The 18,997-nt window shown below is 40.6% G+C and carries 21 protein-coding genes and 2 other annotated features; all 21 genes read right to left on the reverse strand.

From position 1 onward, the window contains the following. Nucleotides 1-166: 166 nt before the first annotated feature. On the reverse strand, nucleotides 167-766 hold the full coding sequence (locus AC3ANL_RS26080; RefSeq protein WP_488327162.1) for a class I SAM-dependent methyltransferase: 600 nt from the start codon (nucleotides 764-766) through the stop codon (nucleotides 167-169). Between the two features lie 113 nt (nucleotides 767-879). Continuing rightward, nucleotides 880-1,242, reverse strand: coding sequence for a 50S ribosomal protein L7/L12 (rplL, locus tag AC3ANL_RS26085; RefSeq protein WP_488327163.1), 363 nt, complete (start codon nucleotides 1,240-1,242; stop codon nucleotides 880-882). A 59-nt stretch (nucleotides 1,243-1,301) separates the two neighbouring features. After that, entirely contained in the window at nucleotides 1,302-1,802 is a 501-nt protein-coding gene (gene rplJ, locus AC3ANL_RS26090; RefSeq protein WP_488327164.1) for a 50S ribosomal protein L10, read from the reverse strand. Between the two features lie 113 nt (nucleotides 1,803-1,915). Beyond that, nucleotides 1,916-2,059: a sequence feature (ribosomal protein L10 leader region), on the reverse strand. Between the two features lie 54 nt (nucleotides 2,060-2,113). Next, nucleotides 2,114-2,812 (reverse strand): 50S ribosomal protein L1, encoded by a 699-nt coding sequence (rplA, locus tag AC3ANL_RS26095; protein ID WP_488327165.1) that lies wholly within the window; start codon nucleotides 2,810-2,812, stop codon nucleotides 2,114-2,116. A 161-nt stretch (nucleotides 2,813-2,973) separates the two neighbouring features. Next, the gene (gene rplK, locus AC3ANL_RS26100; RefSeq protein ID WP_007085303.1) at nucleotides 2,974-3,399 is read right to left on the reverse strand and encodes a 50S ribosomal protein L11; all 426 of its coding nucleotides are present in this window, start codon (nucleotides 3,397-3,399) and stop codon (nucleotides 2,974-2,976) included. Between the two features lie 222 nt (nucleotides 3,400-3,621). Then, nucleotides 3,622-4,155, reverse strand: coding sequence for a transcription termination/antitermination protein NusG (gene nusG / locus AC3ANL_RS26105; protein WP_488327166.1), 534 nt, complete (start codon nucleotides 4,153-4,155; stop codon nucleotides 3,622-3,624). Between the two features lie 118 nt (nucleotides 4,156-4,273). Next, nucleotides 4,274-4,456: a preprotein translocase subunit SecE gene (secE, locus tag AC3ANL_RS26110; RefSeq protein ID WP_488327167.1), complete on the reverse strand. Its 183-nt coding sequence runs from the start codon at nucleotides 4,454-4,456 to the stop codon at nucleotides 4,274-4,276. Between the two features lie 51 nt (nucleotides 4,457-4,507). Continuing rightward, nucleotides 4,508-4,654 carry a 50S ribosomal protein L33 gene (gene rpmG / locus AC3ANL_RS26115; RefSeq protein ID WP_488327168.1) on the reverse strand — a complete coding sequence of 49 codons (147 nt, stop codon included), beginning with the start codon at nucleotides 4,652-4,654 and terminating at the stop codon, nucleotides 4,508-4,510. A 118-nt stretch (nucleotides 4,655-4,772) separates the two neighbouring features. Then, nucleotides 4,773-5,423 (reverse strand): RNA polymerase sporulation sigma factor SigH, encoded by a 651-nt coding sequence (gene sigH, locus AC3ANL_RS26120; RefSeq protein WP_488327169.1) that lies wholly within the window; start codon nucleotides 5,421-5,423, stop codon nucleotides 4,773-4,775. 70 nt (nucleotides 5,424-5,493) lie between these two features. Beyond that, entirely contained in the window at nucleotides 5,494-6,003 is a 510-nt protein-coding gene (locus tag AC3ANL_RS26125) for an NYN domain-containing protein (protein WP_488327170.1), read from the reverse strand. A 3-nt stretch (nucleotides 6,004-6,006) separates the two neighbouring features. After that, nucleotides 6,007-6,750: a 23S rRNA (guanosine(2251)-2'-O)-methyltransferase RlmB gene (gene rlmB / locus AC3ANL_RS26130; protein WP_488327171.1), complete on the reverse strand. Its 744-nt coding sequence runs from the start codon at nucleotides 6,748-6,750 to the stop codon at nucleotides 6,007-6,009. Beyond that, entirely contained in the window at nucleotides 6,747-7,172 is a 426-nt protein-coding gene (locus AC3ANL_RS26135) for a Mini-ribonuclease 3 (RefSeq protein WP_488327172.1), read from the reverse strand. Before AC3ANL_RS26135 ends, rlmB begins: the two co-directional genes overlap by 4 nt. A 3-nt stretch (nucleotides 7,173-7,175) precedes the next feature. Further along, nucleotides 7,176-8,573, reverse strand: coding sequence for a cysteine--tRNA ligase (cysS, locus tag AC3ANL_RS26140; protein WP_488327173.1), 1,398 nt, complete (start codon nucleotides 8,571-8,573; stop codon nucleotides 7,176-7,178). Further along, nucleotides 8,554-9,228, reverse strand: coding sequence for a serine O-acetyltransferase (gene cysE, locus AC3ANL_RS26145; protein ID WP_488327174.1), 675 nt, complete (start codon nucleotides 9,226-9,228; stop codon nucleotides 8,554-8,556). Before cysE ends, cysS begins: the two co-directional genes overlap by 20 nt. A gap of 101 nt (nucleotides 9,229-9,329) precedes the next feature. Further along, nucleotides 9,330-9,593 (reverse strand) — a binding site (T-box leader). An 88-nt stretch (nucleotides 9,594-9,681) separates the two neighbouring features. Beyond that, a complete protein-coding gene (gene gltX, locus AC3ANL_RS26150; RefSeq protein WP_488327175.1) occupies nucleotides 9,682-11,157 on the reverse strand; it encodes a glutamate--tRNA ligase in 1,476 nt (491 codons plus the stop codon). A gap of 250 nt (nucleotides 11,158-11,407) precedes the next feature. Then, complete coding sequence (gene ispF, locus AC3ANL_RS26155; RefSeq protein WP_488327176.1) at nucleotides 11,408-11,884, reverse strand: 2-C-methyl-D-erythritol 2,4-cyclodiphosphate synthase; 477 nt, start codon at nucleotides 11,882-11,884, stop codon at nucleotides 11,408-11,410. Then, the gene (gene ispD, locus AC3ANL_RS26160) at nucleotides 11,884-12,576 is read right to left on the reverse strand and encodes a 2-C-methyl-D-erythritol 4-phosphate cytidylyltransferase (protein ID WP_488327177.1); all 693 of its coding nucleotides are present in this window, start codon (nucleotides 12,574-12,576) and stop codon (nucleotides 11,884-11,886) included. Before ispD ends, ispF begins: the two co-directional genes overlap by 1 nt. 95 nt (nucleotides 12,577-12,671) lie before the next feature. Continuing rightward, nucleotides 12,672-13,760 carry a PIN/TRAM domain-containing protein gene (locus AC3ANL_RS26165; protein WP_488327178.1) on the reverse strand — a complete coding sequence of 363 codons (1,089 nt, stop codon included), beginning with the start codon at nucleotides 13,758-13,760 and terminating at the stop codon, nucleotides 12,672-12,674. Nucleotides 13,761-13,964: 204 nt separating this feature from the next. Further along, nucleotides 13,965-15,038: a DNA integrity scanning diadenylate cyclase DisA gene (gene disA, locus AC3ANL_RS26170; RefSeq protein ID WP_488327179.1), complete on the reverse strand. Its 1,074-nt coding sequence runs from the start codon at nucleotides 15,036-15,038 to the stop codon at nucleotides 13,965-13,967. A 3-nt stretch (nucleotides 15,039-15,041) separates the two neighbouring features. Then, a complete protein-coding gene (gene radA / locus AC3ANL_RS26175) occupies nucleotides 15,042-16,424 on the reverse strand; it encodes a DNA repair protein RadA (RefSeq protein ID WP_488327180.1) in 1,383 nt (460 codons plus the stop codon). Nucleotides 16,425-16,538: 114 nt separating this feature from the next. Next, nucleotides 16,539-18,986 (reverse strand): ATP-dependent protease ATP-binding subunit ClpC, encoded by a 2,448-nt coding sequence (gene clpC / locus AC3ANL_RS26180; protein WP_488327181.1) that lies wholly within the window; start codon nucleotides 18,984-18,986, stop codon nucleotides 16,539-16,541. Between the last annotated feature and the right edge of the window lie 11 nt (nucleotides 18,987-18,997).

An 18,997-nucleotide genomic window follows, 5' to 3' on the forward strand; every position in this document is an offset into this window, starting at 1 on the left:
AAAGGGTTTTTTACTCAAAAACCACATTTTCACATTTGGATTATTATTTTGTCATCATTTCCTTCTTATACCTTTTTTATACTAAAAAATAAGTATTTTAAGGAATAATTCGGAAATTATTATGATGGCATTTTATAATGCTACCACAACGACATTCACGAGTCAACTATTTTATTGCTTTAATGACAAAATAACCTTTTGATTTGTCAATAGTCTCAACATCGGAAAATAGTGTAGCTAATTTTTCAATTGCAGAGGGAGCCCCTTGCTTCTTTTGAATAACAACCCAAAGCTCACCATGTTGAACAAGATGCTCATAGCTTTGCTCAAATATGTCATGAACAGTCTTTTTCCCAGCTCTAATCGGCGGGTTTGTTAAAATAGCAGCAAAGTTTTTTTGCCTTACATTTAACAAGCGGTCGCTTTCATAAATATCAACATTTTCGATACGGTTTAAGGAAGCATTTTCTTTCGCTAACTGGATGGCTCGTTCATTAACATCAACCATGTGAACCATACGACCTTGATGATCTTTCGCAATGGATAAACCAATTGGTCCATAGCCACAGCCTACGTCAAGAGCATTCCCTTCCACCTCTGGCATACTAAAAGACTCTATGAGTAAACGTGAGCCAAAATCTACTTCTCTTTTTGAAAAAACACCATTATCGGTTTTAAAGCGAAAAGAATGCTTTCGTAAGGTGAAATCCCAAAATTTCGGATCGCTCTCCACCTTTTGTGTTCGAGAATAGTAGTGTTCGGACATTAGACTCACCTCCGGAGCGTAGATATTGAAGATAATAGAGGACCTAAAAGATGCATCGTATATGATTTAAGCCAAAAAAAGCCCGCTATGCAGCGAGCTTTTTTATAGCAAAATTACTTAACTTCAACGTTAGCTCCAACTTCAGAAAGTTTAGCTTTAATTTCTTCAGCTTCTTCTTTAGAAACGCCTTCTTTAACAGCTTTTGGAGTGTTGTCAACAAGGTCTTTTGCTTCTTTAAGACCAAGGCCAGTGATTTCACGAACCACTTTGATAACCTTGATTTTTTGGTCGCCAGGGCTTGCAAGGACAACATCAAATTCAGTTTGTTCTTCAACAGCAGCAGCACCTGCTCCGCCTGCCATTGCTACAGGAGCTGCAGCAGTTACGCCGAATTCTTCTTCGATTGCTTTTACAAGATCGTTAAGTTCTAAAACAGTCATAGATTTAACTGCTTCAATGATTTGTTCTTTAGTCATGATTAAGTTTCCTCCTTAGTTTTCGTTACGTTTTATTTTGTTAGACTGTAAGTGTTAGCTTACGCGCCTTGTTCTTCTTTTTGATCTGCCACAGCTTTTGCAGCAAGAGCAAGATTGCGAATTGGTGCTTGTAGTACGCTGAGTAACATAGAAAGCAAACCTTCGCGAGATGGTAGATCTGCAAGAGCTTTAATTTCCTCAGCTGTTGCTACATTTCCCTCGATTACACCTGCTTTTAGTTCAAGCGCCTCGTGTTTTTTCGCAAAGTCATTCAAGATTTTAGCTGGTGCTACTACATCTTCAGTACTGAATGCAATTGCGTTCGGACCTGTTAACGCTTCGTTTAAACCTGAAAGCTCAGCAGCTTCAGCAGCACGGCGAGTCATTGAGTTTTTATAAACTTTGAATTCAACGCCAGCTTCACGAAGTTGTTTACGAAGTTCAGTTACTTCAGCAACTTTAAGACCACGGTAATCAACAACAACTGTTGATACACTAGCCTTTAATTTATCAGTAATTTCGTCAACGATGTGTTTTTTTGCTTCGATTGCACTGCTCATCTTTACACCTCCTGTAGAATTTCTACATTTATACCAGGTAAAGCAAACTTGCCGACTGACAAACCGAAAGGCGAAGTCAGTGGCATAGTTGCACTTATGCAAATAAGAATTTATTTGCCAAGTAAAAACCTCCATATCAATCAAAGACATGGAGGTTGCATACAACAGCTGCTTTAACAGCCAATTCTATCGCATTACCTCGGCAGGAAATTAAGCAATTACGCCCCTGCTGTCTACAGTACAAATGTTTATTATTTTAAACAACAAAATTGATTATATATAATGTTGTCTAGATTGTCAATTGGTAATAATTACTTAACTGCTACAGAGGAAGGATCTACCTTCACACCAGGTCCCATTGTTGAAGCAACTGTTACGTTCTTCATATAAGTACCCTTTGCTGCAGATGGTTTCGCTTTTACCATTGTTTCAAATACTGTTGTAAAGTTCTCAATAAGCTTTTCGTTTTCAAAAGATGCTTTACCGATTGGCACATGGATATTTCCAGCCTTGTCAACACGGTATTCAACTTTACCAGCTTTGATTTCATTGATTGCTCTTGTTACATCAAATGTAACAGTACCTGTTTTAGGGTTTGGCATTAAGCCTTTAGGTCCTAATGTACGACCAAGTTTACCAACTTCACCCATCATATCAGGAGTTGCTACGATTACATCAAATTCAAACCAGCCTTGTTGGATTTTGTTGATGTACTCAGAATCACCGACATAATCAGCACCAGCTGCTTCTGCCTCTTTCACTTTTTCACCCTTCGCGAATACTAACACGCGTTGAGTTTTACCAGTTCCGTTAGGAAGCACTACTGCGCCACGGATTTGTTGGTCAGCTTTTTTAGGGTCAACGCCTAAACGGAAAGCTACTTCAAGTGTTGCATCAAATTTTGTGTAGTTCGTTTTCTTTGCAAGGTCAATTGCTTCTGCAATTGGGTATGCTTTTAGGCGATCTACAAGCTTAACAGCTTCTAAATACTTTTTACCTTTTTTAGCCATTTTCATTTCCTCCTAGATTGTGGTTTTAGCGAATTATTCTCCCACTCCGAAAAGCGAAGGCGCTCCCCAATAAGCTAAGCGCCGCTGCTAGACAGAACAAAGGTTGCGAGTACATTTAAACGTCGCAACCCTTTCATTGCACAAAGCAATAGTTACATGGATTAATCTTCGATAACGATACCCATGCTGCGTGCAGTACCTTCAACCATGCGCATTGCTGCTTCAACGCTAGCTGCGTTAAGGTCAGGCATTTTTTGTTCCGCAATCTCGCGTACTGTATCACGCTTTACTGTTGCCACTTTATTACGGTTAGGTTCACCAGAACCAGACTGAATTCCAGCTGCTACTTTCAATAGAACTGCAGCAGGAGGAGTTTTCGTAATAAATGTAAATGAACGGTCTTCAAATACCGTAATTTCAACAGGAATGATTAATCCAGCTTGATCTGCTGTACGAGCGTTAAATTCTTTACAGAATCCCATGATGTTAACACCGGCTTGACCTAGTGCAGGACCAACTGGCGGCGCTGGGTTTGCTTTACCAGCAGGAATTTGTAATTTAACGACTTTAATTACTTTTTTAGCCACGAGACACACCTCCTTAAAGTCCGTGATGTGGTAATAGGGAACCCTTGGGACCCCTCCCACTCAGGCATCTGTCTTTATATCATAATCATAAAGAACTTCACAAAAGTCTTGTCTCACTTGGAGACATACTGACCTATGAAATATTAACACTTTTTAAATATGATTTCAAGTTTTTTTACAATATCAGATTATTTTTCTTCTATTTCTCATATTTACACTTTTTTAAAGCTTATCGATTTGCGTAAAATCAAGTTCAACCGGAGTGTCCCGTCCGAACATATTGACAAGAACTTTGAGTTTTGAGCGATCTTTGTCCATCTCTTCAATGGACCCAGTAAAGTTTGCAAATGGACCTTCCTTGACCCGTACGGTTTCGCCGATTTCGTAATCGACATCGACACGTTTTTCTTCCACGCCCATGCGCTTCAGTAAATTGCTTACTTCTTCTGGCAGCAATGGTGTCGGCTTAGAGCCTGAACCAGCAGAGCCCACAAATCCTGTTACACCCGGTGTATTCCGGACAACATACCAAGAATCATCGGTCATTACAATTTCAACTAGCACATAGCCAGGGAATACTTTTCGTTTTACGACCTTTTTCTTACCATTTTTAATTTCTGTTTCTTCTTCTTCAGGCACAACAACACGGAAAATCTTATCTGACATACCCATAGATTCCACACGTTTTTCTAAGTTGGCTTTTACTTTATTTTCATAGCCTGAGTAAGTATGAACTACATACCAATTCTTTTCCATTTAAGAGGACTAGTGTCCGTCCCTCCCTGCAATTTTTTCAATCAAAAAAACCCGTAGGTACGGGCTTTTAGGTGAAATTTCCTTTATTAACTTTCATTATACCATGAATGATGGTTTATTATTCAAGAATTAAGCGAATCAATTTTGATATCCCTAAATCTAGAACCGCAAAGAATGCTGCGAAAAAGACAACTGTCGACAAAACCGTAACAGTAGAACGAGTAAGTTCTTTCCGTTTTGGCCAGCTAACCTTTCTCATTTCACGTATAACATCACTGAAGAATTTCTTAATGCGTTGCATCTTCGTAACCCCCAACTATCTTAAGTAGGCAATGCTAGTATCTATTTATCTTTATTTTGTTTCCTTGTGGATGGTATGGGCTGCGCAAGTCTTACAAAATTTTTTCAGTTCTAATCGATCCGTTTGTGTTGGCTTGCTGACGGTCGAATAATTCCGTGAGCCGCAATCAACACATGCCAGAATTACCTTTTTGCTCATATTCGACACCTTCAACCAATTTTCTCATTTATCTTTAAAAATGTAACATGAGCCCCATTTAATGTCAATAACCCCTTCACTAGATTACTGAAATGGACAACTTTCCGTCCTAGTAAACTCACAATGAAAATTCACGTATTTCTAAGTAGCGTTCCAGTTTCCTTTTTACACGCTGTAAGGCATTATCAATCGATTTAACATGGCGGTTAAGCTCTTCAGAAATTTCTTGGTAGGATTGGCCATCTAAGTAGAGGGCCAGTACTTTTCGTTCCAAGTCACTTAATAATTCCGTCATTTTAACTTCGATATGATCATATTCCTCTTGATTAATAATTAACTCCTCAGGATCAAGAATCTTCGCCCCTGATAAAACATCCATCAAGGTTCGGTCGGATTCTTCGTCATAAATAGGCTTGTCCAAGGATACATACGAATTTAGCGGAATATGCTTTTGCCGTGTGGCAGTTTTAATGGCCGTGATAATTTGGCGGGTAATGCACAGTTCGGCAAACGCTTTAAAAGAAGTAAGCTTGTCCTCGCGAAAATCACGAATCGCCTTATATAGGCCGATCATTCCCTCTTGGACAATATCCTCCTTATCCGCACCAATTAAAAAATAGGATCTTGCTTTTGCACGTACAAAATTACGATACTTGTGGATTAAATAATCAAGTGCTTCAGTATCACCATGGTGAACCAAATCGACTATTTCTTCATCTTCCATAGTGAAAAAATCTTCGTTCATCTTTGTTCCGAAGTCCGTACTCAAAGTAGATCCCCTCCACCGAACATGCATAGCTACCTTCAGTATACATTAGAAATTTTTTGAAGTCGAGTACTCATTGTTGTCCTCTGCGCCATTTTTCAAAAATTTCAGCCATTTCTTCACTAATCTGTATTTTAGATGGTGGTTTTTTCTCTTGAATCTTCTTTACATTTTTTTCAATGCCTTTTTCAATCTCTGCCATTTCAATTAGCAGCTCGCGTGCAGATTTTCGTAGAGCGCCTTGTCCAAAAATTGCCCATTGTTCTGTAAAATCAGACGTGGCTACATGGACTTGTGTTTTTCGATTGCTTAGACTGATGGCCATTTTCTCAATCCGCTCATCTGCAGTTTCATTTTCTTTCGTAAAAATGACTTCGACTTTATGGTTTTTATACTTTTTCTCTGTTCCTTGCACCTCATAGGCATCAAATACAACAATGACACGGTAACCAGAAAAAGCTTGGTATTCTGCCATTCTTTCCACGAGACGATCTCTTGCAGCTGGTAAATCACGATCCTTTAACACTCTTAACTCTGGCCAGGCACCAATAATGTTATAACCGTCGACAAGCAGAATATCCATATGCTACCTCTCAAGCGGCTGTCGTTTTCGATATACCTCATACATAAGTAAAGATGCTGCCACAGATGCATTTAACGAGGTCACTTTTCCGACCATCGGTAAATGAATAAGAAAATCACATTTTTCGCCAATTAGCCGTCCCATTCCTTTTCCTTCGCTGCCTATAACTAAGCCTAGCGGCAGTGTCCCATCTATTTGACGGTAATCTTGTTTCCCCTTGGCATCTGTTCCGGCAATCCACACACCGCGTTCTTTTAATTCATCGATGGTACGTGCCATATTGGTCACGCGGACAACCGGGATATATTCAATCGCACCTGTTGATGCTTTGGCAACTGTTGCTGTTAAGCCGACAGCCCTTCGCTTTGGAATAATAATCCCATGTGCCCCCACTGCATCTGCCGTTCTCATAATCGAACCCAGGTTATGAGGGTCCTCAATTTCATCTAATAACAAAAAGAAGGGTGGTTCATTCTTCTTTTCTGCTGCGGCAAATAAGTCATCCATCTCTGCATATTGATAGGCTGCAACATAGGCAAGAACACCCTGATGGTTTTCCTCAGCGATTTGATCAATTTTTTTCTTTGGTACAAATTGAACAAGCACATTTGCTTCTTTGGCCAATTGCGTAATCTGCTGCATTTGACCTCGCTGGGAACCTTCGGCAATTAAGATTTTATTAATATCTCGTTCCGATTTCAGTGCTTCAATAACCGGATTTTTTCCAACGATGTATTCTTGATTCATATTGATATTCCTCCTTTCTTTTCATCAACATAATGAAGTGCCTTCATCACTAGCTCTTCTAAACGGTCATTTTGACCCTCTAAAAATAAATACCCCATTAATGCTTCAAATGCCGTACTGTACCGATAGGTTTGGACATCTGTATTTTTCGGAACCGTTCCTGACTTTGCATTTCTGCCACGCATAACAACAGCCAACTCTTCTTCCGTTAACAAATGATCGTCCATCATTTGAAACAGAACTTGGCACTGTGCCTTTGCTGAAACGTAGCCTGTTGCTAAACGATGTAATTGATTCGGTCGGACCTTTCCACTATAAAGAAGGTGCCGTCTTACATACGACTCAAAGACTGCATCTCCCATGTAGGCAAGGGCGAGACTATTCAATTGTTTGGCATCGATGTTATTTTCATAATCAAACATGTATTAGCCTCTTTTCCATCTTGTACCCTGTGCAGTGTCTTCTAAAATGATATTCATTTCCTTCAATTGATCTCTAATTTGGTCGGATAACTGGAAGTTACGGTCTTTCCGTGCCTGGTTCCGCTTTTCGATTAGTGCATCAATTTCCTCATCTAGCATTTCTTCACTTCCAAGTGTTAAGCCTAACACGCGGAATAACTCATCAAAATGGTTTGTAAATGCATCAATTACTTCCACAGCTGTATTTTGTTCTAAAAGATAATAATTTGCCAGCTTGGAAAGATCAAATAAAATAGAAATGGCTAATGCTGTATTAAAATCATCATCCATCGCCTCAATAAATTGATTCTGTAGGACTTTTATTTTATCAAGCCATTCTTGATTATTATTGGTTAAATCTGTACTTGCTTCTTTGCGATGTTTCAGATTTTGGTAAGAAGTGGTTAGACGTTCAAAAGCAGCCTTTGTACTGTCTAATAACTCCTCACTATAATTAATAGGATTACGGTAATGAACAGATAGCATAAAAAACCGTAAAACTTGCGGATTATGTCTTTTAATAATGTCATGGACAAGAACGAAGTTCCCTAGTGATTTAGACATTTTTTCATTATCAATATTGATATAGCCATTATGCATCCAGTATTTAGAAAATAGCTTTCCAGACAATGCTTCGGATTGAGCAATCTCATTTTCGTGGTGTGGAAAAGTTAAATCCTGTCCGCCTGCATGAATATCAATGGTTTCACCTAGATACTTTTTCGCCATTGCTGAGCACTCAATATGCCAGCCTGGGCGGCCAGGACCCCAAGGACTTTCCCAGTAGATTTCCCCTTCCTTAGCCGCTTTCCATAAGGCAAAGTCTAAGTCATCTTCTTTTTTATCGCCCACTTCAATCCTTGCCCCAACCTGCAGGTCATCAATCGACTGATGGGATAACTTTCCGTAATCATCAAATTTTCTCGTCCGGAAATACACATCTCCATCTGATTCATAGGCATAGCCTTTTTTAACCAATTGATCAATAAAATCAACAATGATATCCATATTTTCCATGACACGTGGATGGATATCAGCCTTTTGGCAGCCTAATGCGGTCACATCTTCAAAGTACGCATTAATGAATCGATCCGCAACGGTTGGAACATCCACACCCAATTGATGTGCAGCCCGAATCAGTTTATCATCGACGTCAGTAAAGTTGGAAACATACTGTACGGCAAAACCACGGTATTCTAAGTAGCGGCGGACTGTATCAAACACGATAGCTGGACGGGCATTGCCTATATGAATATAATTATAAACCGTTGGACCGCAGACATACATTTTTACCTTTCCTTCTTCAAGGGGTATGAATGCTTCCTTCTTACGTGTAAGTGTATTATAAATTTGAATGCTCATCGACTTTAATCCTTTCGTCTTTTAATTCCTTCAGCTCTTGTCTCAACTGATTGACTTCATTTTGCATTTCTTTTAAGCGGTCGGCCACTGGATCTGGAAGATCACTGTGGTTTAGATCTTTGGCTTTATCAATCCTTATGCCATCCTGGATTACAACCCGTCCAGGGATTCCCACTACTGTTGAGTTTGGAGGTACCTCTTTTAAGACAACAGAGCCGCCGCCTATTTTAGAATTTTCCCCAATTGTAATCGAGCCTAACACCTTCGCACCCGTGGCGATAAGAACATTATCCTTTATAGTCGGGTGCCGCTTTCCTTTTTCTTTACCTGTTCCCCCTAGTGTAACCCCTTGGTATATGGTTACATTATTCCCAATTTCACATGTTTCCCCAATGACCACTCCCATACCGTGATCAATAAAAAATCTACTGCCTATTTTTGCCCCAGGATGAATTTCAATTCCCGTAAAAAAGCGGCTCACTTGTGAGATGACACGGGCAAGAAAAAATAATTTACGATTAAATAGTGCATGAGCAATCCGATGTGACCAAATAGCATGTAATCCGGAATACGTCAAGATCACTTCAAATGTGCTTCTTGCCGCAGGATCCTGTTCAAAAACAACCTCGACGTCCTCTCTCATCTTTTTGAACATTGCCATTCCCCCCTTAGTTTTTAGCCATAACCCCTTTGGCGATCTTACGCCACCTCTACCATGGAACGACCTGATAATAAAAAAGCGCCTCTGTCATAATTGACAGAGACGCTTGTGCGTGGTTCCACTCTGATTAGACTAATTAGCTTCACATAGCCGTTCCTAACGAATACGTGCGGGAGCTAAAAAAGTCTCACTCTTACTTGTTAACGGATTGTTCCGCCCAAATCTACTCGAAGTTGACTCTTTTCGAAATGGGGCTCAGAGGTGCATTTCAAATTAGGAGAGGCCTAAACCACTTTCAGCCGGTGATGGTTTTCTCTTTAAAGCATCCTATTTTTACTTTTCCTCTTCAACGCTTTATCACTCATATTAACTTTTTTACATTGGACTTCGATTACAGTTCAGCTCCAGCGAACGAGCGCTTTCGCTTTTCTTATTGCTTATACTATATTACATTTTCTCTATAATGTTAACTAATAATTTATCAATTCTTGCTTGAACCTTTTCTTTTCCTAATAATTCGATCGTTTGTGGCAGATCTGGTCCATGGGTTTGACCTGTTACCGCTGCCCGAATTGGCATAAACAGATTTTTACCTTTTTGGCCCGTAGACTTTTGGACAGCCTTCATGGCTGCTTTGATTCCATCCGCCTGGAAACTATCAAGCTGGTCAAGCTCTTGCGAAAAGGCCTTTAATACTTCAGGAACCGTTTCTCCTGCTACAACTTCTTTCGCTTCTTCTTCATAGACTGCATCCTCTTGGAAGAACATATCCGATAATTCCACAATTTCAGCACCAAAGCTCATTTTTTCTTGTAAAAGAGCGACTAAGCTGCGAACCCATTGATGCTGCTCATCTGTCATGCTCTCACTTACACGTTCTGCTTTAATTAAGTGTGGAAGGGCAAGCTCTAATGCACGGTCAACCTCAATTTTTTTCATGTATTGGTTGTTCATCCATGTAAGCTTTTGTTTATCAAATAATGCCGGTGATTTTGAAAGACGATTGGCATCGAATATCTTAATGAATTCTTCTTTTGAAAATAGCTCCTCTTCACCAGCCGGTGACCAGCCAAGAAGGGTGATAAAGTTAAACAGTGCTTCTGGAAGATAACCCAATTCCTCATATTGTTCAATGAACTGAATGATAGATTCATCCCGCTTACTTAATTTTTTGCGGCTTTCATTGACAATTAAGGTCATATGACCAAATATCGGCGGTTCCCAGCCTAACGCTTCATACACCATTAATTGTTTCGGGGTGTTAGAAATATGATCATCACCACGCAGGACATGGGAGATCTTCATTAAATAGTCATCAATTGCTACAGCAAAGTTATAGGTAGGGGTTCCATCCTTCTTCACCATGACCCAGTCGCCTATTCCTTCAGATTCGAACGACACGACTCCCTTTACCATATCATCAAAGGTATAGGTTTTCCCAGCCGGAACCGCTATACGAATGCTGGGCTGGCGGCCTTCTTGTTCATATTGGCGACGTTCTTCTTCTGTTAGGTGACGGCATTTTCCGGAATAATGAGGAGTTTCGCCTCTCTCCGTTTGAGCTTCACGCTCTGCTTCTATTTCCTCTTCGGTGCAATAGCACTTATAGGCATGACCCGTTTCTACTAATTGATTGTAGTAAGTTTCATATATATCATTTCGTTCCGATTGACGGTACGGGCCATATTCCCCGCCGACATCGACACTTTCATCCCAATCCATTCCAAGCCATTTTAAATATTTTAATTGGCTTTCCTCGCCGCCTGCAATATTCCGTTTTTTATCTGTATCTTCAATACGGATAATAAATTTACCTTGGTTATTCCGAGCATATAAGTAATTAAATAGGGCAGTACGGGCGTTTCCAATATGTAAATGTCCCGTTGGACTTGGAGCATACCTTACACGAACTTCGTTTGACATAATAATAATGCCTCCATAAATTAAATGATTTCAACTGATAATTTTACCATTGTATTTTTCACTGTTAAAGATTTATGTTCTTCTTTTTTAATGGTCTGATAATTTTTCTGTTGAATATGGATGGAATCAGCTCCCTTTCCGCGGGCGACCGGGCAAACCTCCTCGGTCGTTCCTCCCTGTGGGGTCTTGCCTCGCTCGTTCTCCCGCAGGAGTCTCGCCGATTCCCTCCATTAACAATGTCGTTTATCAATCAGAGCCTTTTTAATAATACTACAGCCTGTGCGGCAATTCCTTCGCCTCTGCCGGTGAAACCGAGTTTCTCCGTCGTGGTTGCTTTTACATTTATTTGGTCTGTTGTGGCTTCTAGTAATTCAGCAATCCTTGTCCGAATTTGCTCAATATATGGGGCCATTTTCGGTTTTTGAGCAATAATGGTACAGTCAGCATTAACAAGCTCGTACCCCTTATCTTTAACTAATTGCCAGACATGCTCCATCAGCTTTGCCGAGTCGGCATCTTTAAAATTCGGATCTGTATCAGGGAAATGTTTGCCGATATCTCCCTCCCCAATCGCACCAAGACATGCATCTGAAACCGTATGTAATAAAACGTCTGCATCTGAATGCCCTAGTAGTCCCTTTTCGTAAGGGATCGTAATGCCGCCTATGATAAGCGGTCGTCCCTCTGTTAATTGGTGAACATCAAAGCCCTGTCCAATTCGAAACATCAGCAAAACTCCTTCTCTCTCTTTTTTATAATGGCCTCGGCAAAGTATATATCCTCAGGTGTAGTAAGTTTGATATTATCGTAATCTCCTTCTACGATGGACACAGGATGATTAAGGCGCTCAACTAGACTTGAGTCATCCGTACCGAGAAAATGATCCTTGTCTGCCTTTTCATAGGCTTCCTTCAATAAGGAAATGCGAAAAGCTTGTGGGGTTTGCACAGCCCACAAGCTTGAACGGTCGACAGTCTCCCCTACCACACCATCTTTAACCTTTTTCATGGTGTCTTTAGCTGGGACACCAATAATAGCGGCACCTGTTTCCTCTGCTTTTTTTGTTAAACGGTGGATATGTTCCTTTTGAATAAACGGACGTGCTGCATCATGGACAAGAATAATTCCATTCGTGTCAACTGCTCTCAGTGCATTATAAATGCTATGCTGGCGTTCTTCCCCGCCTGGCACTAACTTTAATACTTTCGTCACGGCATATTTTTCAAGCAGCCCTGAAATTTCCTTCTCATCTTGGGGAGAAATGGCTAAAATAATTCCTTTACACGCCTCATCTTCTTCAAATAACCTTAATGTATGAATCAGGACAGGCATCCCGTTAACCTCTAATAAAAGCTTATTTTTCCCCGCTCGCATTCTTTTCCCCTGGCCAGCAGCCGGGAGAATGACTTGGTAAGTCATTATAAAAACCCCTATCTGTCTATCTTCTGTACCTGACCAAGGCGCTTTAATGTCCCATCAGTGCCTGTAAATGAATGGACTCACTTTTTGTAAATCTACAAAGCTTTCTCCAATAATTTTGGTTTTGCAAAAATCATCCGGCCTGCAGATGTCTGAAGAACACTGGTAACAAGGACTTCAATTCTTTTACCAATAAATTCTCTTCCTTCTTCGACCACAATCATCGTTCCGTCATCTAAATAGGCGACACCTTGATGATATTCTTTACCGTCTTTAATCACTTGAACCGTCAATTCCTCACCTGGGAGAACAACCGGCTTCACAGCGTTAGCTAAATCATTGATATTTAATACAGAGACATTCTGAAATTCACATACTTTATTTAAGTTAAAATCATTTGTTACGAGGATCCCATTGGTTATTTTCGCTAGTTTGACGAGCTTCGAGTCTACTTCACTAATCTCTTCAAAATCGCCCTCATAAATTTCTACATTAATCGAGAGTTCCTTTTGAATCCTATTTAATATATCCAAGCCTCTACGGCCGCGATTTCGTTTTAAAACATCAGAAGAATCTGCGATATGTTGTAATTCCTCAAGGACAAACTGCGGGATTACAATCGTTCCTTCTAAAAATCCAGTTTGACAAATATCGGCTACTCGTCCATCAATGATAACACTTGTATCTAATATTTTTAACGCTTTACCAGCTGCTTTTTCGGCCTCTTCATCCCCGGCCTTTTTCTTTCCACCGCGGTTTCCAAATAACCCTAACAGCTCATCCCGTTTTTTAAAGCCAACCTGAAATCCGAGATACCCAAACAAAAGGGTCAATAAAATCGGTGCTACCGCATTTAGAATAGGCACCTGAACAGCATTAAGAGCAAAACCAACCAAAAAGGCTACAAACAAACCAAAAATCAAGCCAACACTACCAAATAGTACGTCTGTCACCGGAATTTTCACTAAAGAATCTTCAGCCCATTTAATAAAATTAAAGACATAATCTACTGCCCAAAAGGTAATAAGATAAAAAATAAGAGCACCTATAATAGCAGTAACATATGAATTATTGATTAGTGGAATGTCATTAATATTAAGTACTTTCAACAATTCCGGTAATAACAGGATTCCAAGCGTACCTCCAATTATGAGGAAGCATGCCTGCACAATTCGTTTTAACATTCCTTCACCTCCTCTAATTCATTATAAACAAATTCCCAAAATTGAAACCTTGATTTCGCGATTATTTTTCTAAAATGTAAAAGGCTTGAAATAAACGTGTTATGTTAAAATCTTACTCTACATTGGGTAGCAATAGCAAATTTTTGGGTTAAACAAATGAAACGGGCATTTTAGCACACAGCCATTGTTTTTTCAATAATTTTTTTATAAATGCCGATCTGTATAAAGACGCTCTTTAATTAATTTAAAACCTTCTTTAATTTTTTTGGCACGAACTTCGCCGATTCCCTCCACCTCATCGAGTTCTTCCACTGTTGCTGAAATAATCCTCGACAACTCACCAAAGCGGTTAATTAAGTTTTCAATGATAATCGAGGGAAGTCTCGGAATTTTATGAAGGATACGATAGCCACGCGGGTTTTTATATTCATCAAGATGAACATAACCTAAATAACCGATAAGTTTTAATATAACCATATCTTCCATGATTCCACTGGTTGCCATTGACTGCATCCTTTGAAGAACATCATGAGCCTGAATATCACGCTCGAAGGCATAATCTTTAATAATAAGCATCATTTCTTCTTCTAGTTCTATTAAGATTTCATTCATTTGCAGCCGGATAAGCCGGCCCTCTGTCCCCAATTCATGCAAAAGGTTTAATAGTTCATTCTTAATCTTTAAGACCATCTCAAAACGGTGGAGCACAAGGAGGAAATCGTTATAGGTGACGGATTCCTCAAACTCTAAGATACTCAAATTAGTAATGCTTTGTTCAAGCACCACTTTATACTTCTCAAGCGTTTGAATGGCTTGATTGGCTTTTGTTAAAATAACGCCAATGTCCTTTAACGCATAGCGGAAATTTCCTTGATACAGTGTGATCACATTTCTCCGTTGTGAAATAGCAATTACAAGTGATTTGGTTTGTTTAGCGACTCTTTCAGCCGTGCGATGCCGCATCCCTGTTTCCGTAGATGGGATATCAGAATTAGGCGCAAGCTGCGCATTGGCAAACAGGATCTTGTTCCCTAATTCATTTAGGATGATAGCTCCATCCATTTTGGCTAGTTCATATAAAAAGCTTGACGAAAACGGACAATTGATTTCAAAGCCCCCATCAACGATGCTTTTCACTTTTTCATTATAGCCAACTACAATGAGCCCTCCCGTTTTGGCACGAAGGACATTATCAATTCCCTCCCGAATTGGTGTACCAGGAGCAATAAACTGCAAAACATCACTTACAGATTGTTCGCCAAGCTTTTTATTTTCCATCTGCTACCCTCCTAATGCCGCTTTGAGTGCCTCACTAACGGAGGAAACACCAATAAGTTCGATTCCTTGAGGCCCTGTCCAGCCGCTTAAATTATTAGCAGGTAAAATGACCCGTTCAAAACCAAGCTTTGCCGCCTCTTGTACACGCTGCTCAATTCTCGAGACTCTTCTTACTTCTCCTGTTAAGCCCACTTCGCCTATAATGCAGTCGGTTGGTCTTGTCGGCTTATCCCTAAAACTGCTGGCAATACTTACCGCAATCGCTAAATCAATGGCTGGTTCATCCAATTTCACCCCGCCAGCCACCTTTAAATAGGCATCTTGGTTCGCCAGCAGCATTCCGACCCGCTTTTCCAAAACCGCCATTAACAATGGGACACGGTTATGGTCAATACCGGTTGCCATTCTCCGCGGATTTCCAAAGCTGGTTGGGGAAATAAGTGCTTGAATTTCCACTAACACTGGTCGAGTGCCTTCCATTGAAGCTACGACGGTGGACCCCGCTGCCCCGCGTGAGCGTTCTTCCAAGAAGATTTCCGAAGGATTTTCTACTTCCTCCAGACCAAATTCCTTCATTTCAAAGATCCCCATCTCATTTGTCGAGCCAAAGCGATTTTTCACCGCACGTAAGATGCGATAAGTGTGATGTCTTTCTCCTTCAAAATAAAGAACCGTATCAACCATATGCTCTAACAGTCTTGGACCCGCGATTGAACCTTCTTTGGTCACATGGCCAACTATAAAAATGGCAATCCCTTTTGTTTTCCCAATCCGCATTAATTCAGAGGTACATTCACGGACCTGTGAGACACTGCCAGGCGCTGAGGTAACATCTGGGTGGAAAACCGTTTGAATGGAATCGATTATCACAAAATTGGGATTGGTACTCTCGATAGTCCGGTTAATTTCCTCCAAATTCGTTTCTGAATAGACTAACAGATGTTCTGTTGCAATTCCTAAGCGTTCCGCACGGAGCTTTGTCTGCCTTAATGACTCTTCACCGGATATGTATAATACTTGGTTACCCTTATTAGCAAGCTGTGAAGATACCTGAAGAAGAAGAGTAGATTTTCCAATCCCTGGGTCACCGCCAATTAAGACTAATGAACCTTTTACCACACCACCGCCTAAAACACGATTAAGTTCGTTTAGGTCAGTTAGAATCCTTGGCTCATTTTCCATTTCTATTGAAGTAATCGGCATCGGTTTTGCCAAAATCCCCGAGCTACTATCAGAATGGGAAAAGGCCCCTCTTCGATTAGCTCCTGTTACCTCTACTTCCTCAACCATCTTATTCCATTGTCCACAGCCCGGACATTTCCCCATCCACTTTGGAGATTCATACCCGCACTCCTGACAGATAAACTTTGTTTTTCTTTTTACCATTGTGTTCAACCTTTCTGACAAGAACCGATAAATGAAAAAAGAGGTACACGGGTTGACTTTATTCACGTGTACCTCTTACATTTGTTAAGCCTCTAAATTTATTGGCAAATCCGTTTATTTCGCTAAGCTTGTTTTTTCTTTTTCTGCCATTTTAACAATAAATTCACCATTATCCACATCTATTATAGCATGCTGACCGTGTAATAATGTTCCTTTTAGCAGTTCTTCCGAGAGGCGGTCTTCAATATGCTTTTGAATAGCACGGCGAAGTGGACGTGCCCCATATTCTGGGTCGTATCCTTCTTGAGAGATTTTCCCTTTTGCGGCATCCGTTAATTCTAAAGAAATATCTTGCTCTTTTAATCGTTTTACAAGTTGATCAGACAACAAGGTAACAATTTCTTCAAGATGCTTTTTCTCTAAAGCATGGAAGACAATGATTTCATCGATACGATTCAAAAACTCTGGACGGAAAACCTTCTTGAGTTCCTCCATGACCTTACCTTTCATATCTTTGTAATCCTGTTCCCCATCCTGAATATTGAAACCAACGTATTTGTTGCGTTTAAGTGCTTCTGCACCAACGTTGGATGTCATAATAAGAACAGTATTACGGAAATCGACCGTTCTTCCCTTAGAATCCGTTAAACGTCCATCCTCAAGTACTTGAAGCAAGATATTAAATACATCTGGATGTGCTTTTTCAATTTCATCAAGCAAAATGACAGAGTATGGTTTTCTACGTACTTTTTCGGTTAATTGTCCGCCTTCTTCGTAACCAACATAGCCTGGAGGCGAACCAACAAGACGTGATGTTGAATGCTTTTCCATATACTCCGACATATCGATTCGAATCATCGAATCCTCATCACCAAACATGGCTTCAGCAAGGGCACGAGCTAATTCAGTCTTACCAACCCCTGTAGGTCCTAAAAAGACAAAGGAGCCAATTGGACGTTTCGGATCTTTTAATCCTGCTCGCGCCCGGCGAACCGCTTTTGAAACAGCTTTTACTGCTTCATCCTGACCAATGACGCGTGAGTGTAATAATTCTTCTAAATTAAGCAATTTCGCTGTCTCTGTTTCTGCAAGCTTGGAGACTGGTACTCCCGTCCAGCTTGAAACAACACTCGCGATATCTTCTACGGTTACTTCATTATTTTCTTTTCCTTGTTTTTCTTTCCAAGTTTTCTTCGTTTCCTCTAATTGTTCACGAAGGCGCTGCTCCGTATCTCTTAAAGAAGCTGCTTTTTCAAATTCCTGGCTTTGAACAGCTGCATCCTTTTCTTTTCGTACTTCCTCAAGCTTCACTTCTAATTCTTTTAAATTAGGTGGTGTTGTGTACGAACGAAGTCGTACTTTAGAGCCTGCTTCATCAATTAAGTCAATGGCTTTATCCGGAAGAAACCGATCTGAAATATATCGGTCTGAAAGCTTAACCGCCGCTTGAATGGCTTCATCGGTAATAGATACACGGTGATGGGCCTCATAACGGTCGCGTAATCCCGCTAAGATTTGAATCGATTCTTCTGCTGTTGGTTCATCAACCCGAATTGGCTGGAAGCGTCGTTCAAGCGCTGCATCTTTTTCAATGTATTTACGATATTCATCCAGCGTAGTGGCACCAATACATTGAAGCTCTCCACGGGCAAGTGATGGCTTTAAGATATTGGAGGCATCAATGGCACCCTCCGCACCGCCAGCACCAATTAATGTGTGCAGTTCGTCAATGAATAGGATGATATTTCCCGCTTGGCGAATTTCATCCATTACTTTTTTAAGACGGTCCTCAAATTCACCACGATACTTAGTCCCTGCAACAACGGTCCCCATATCAAGTGTCATAACCCGCTTATCGCGGAGAATCTCCGGTACTTCATTGTTCACAATTTGTTGGGCAAGACCTTCGGCAATGGCTGTTTTCCCTACACCTGGTTCGCCAATTAACACCGGATTATTTTTGGTGCGGCGGCTCAAGACCTCAATGACACGTTGAATTTCTTTACCACGGCCAATAACAGGGTCTAAGGTTCCTTCGCGGGCAATGGCGGTTAAATCTCTAGCAAGACTATCAAGTGTTGGCGTATTAGCACTAACAGAAGCCCCACCTTGATGTCCACCAGATTCATTACTACCTAATAATTGCAGCACCTGCTGTCGTGCCTTATTTAAGCTAACACCCAGATTATTAAGCACCCGGGCAGCAACCCCTTCTCCTTCACGGATTAAACCAAGGAGAATATGCTCTGTCCCCACATAGGAGTGACCTAATTTGCGTGCCTCATCCATTGATAATTCAATTACCTTTTTTGCTCTAGGAGTATAGTGAATAGTTTGAGAAGCCTCTTGTCCTTTGCCAATTAAGTTTTCTACTTCTTTTTGGATTTTTTCAGAACCTAATCCAAGACCGTATAGTGCCTTGGCGGCAATGCCTTCTCCTTCGCGAACTAACCCTAATAAAACGTGCTCAGTTCCAATGTTGTTATGTCCAAGGCGGATGGCTTCCTCCTGGGCTAAAGCAAGAACCTTTTGTGCTCTTTCTGTAAAACGTCCAAACATCATATTCTCTTCCT

Source organism: Neobacillus sp. DHD-1R (assembly GCF_057747995.1).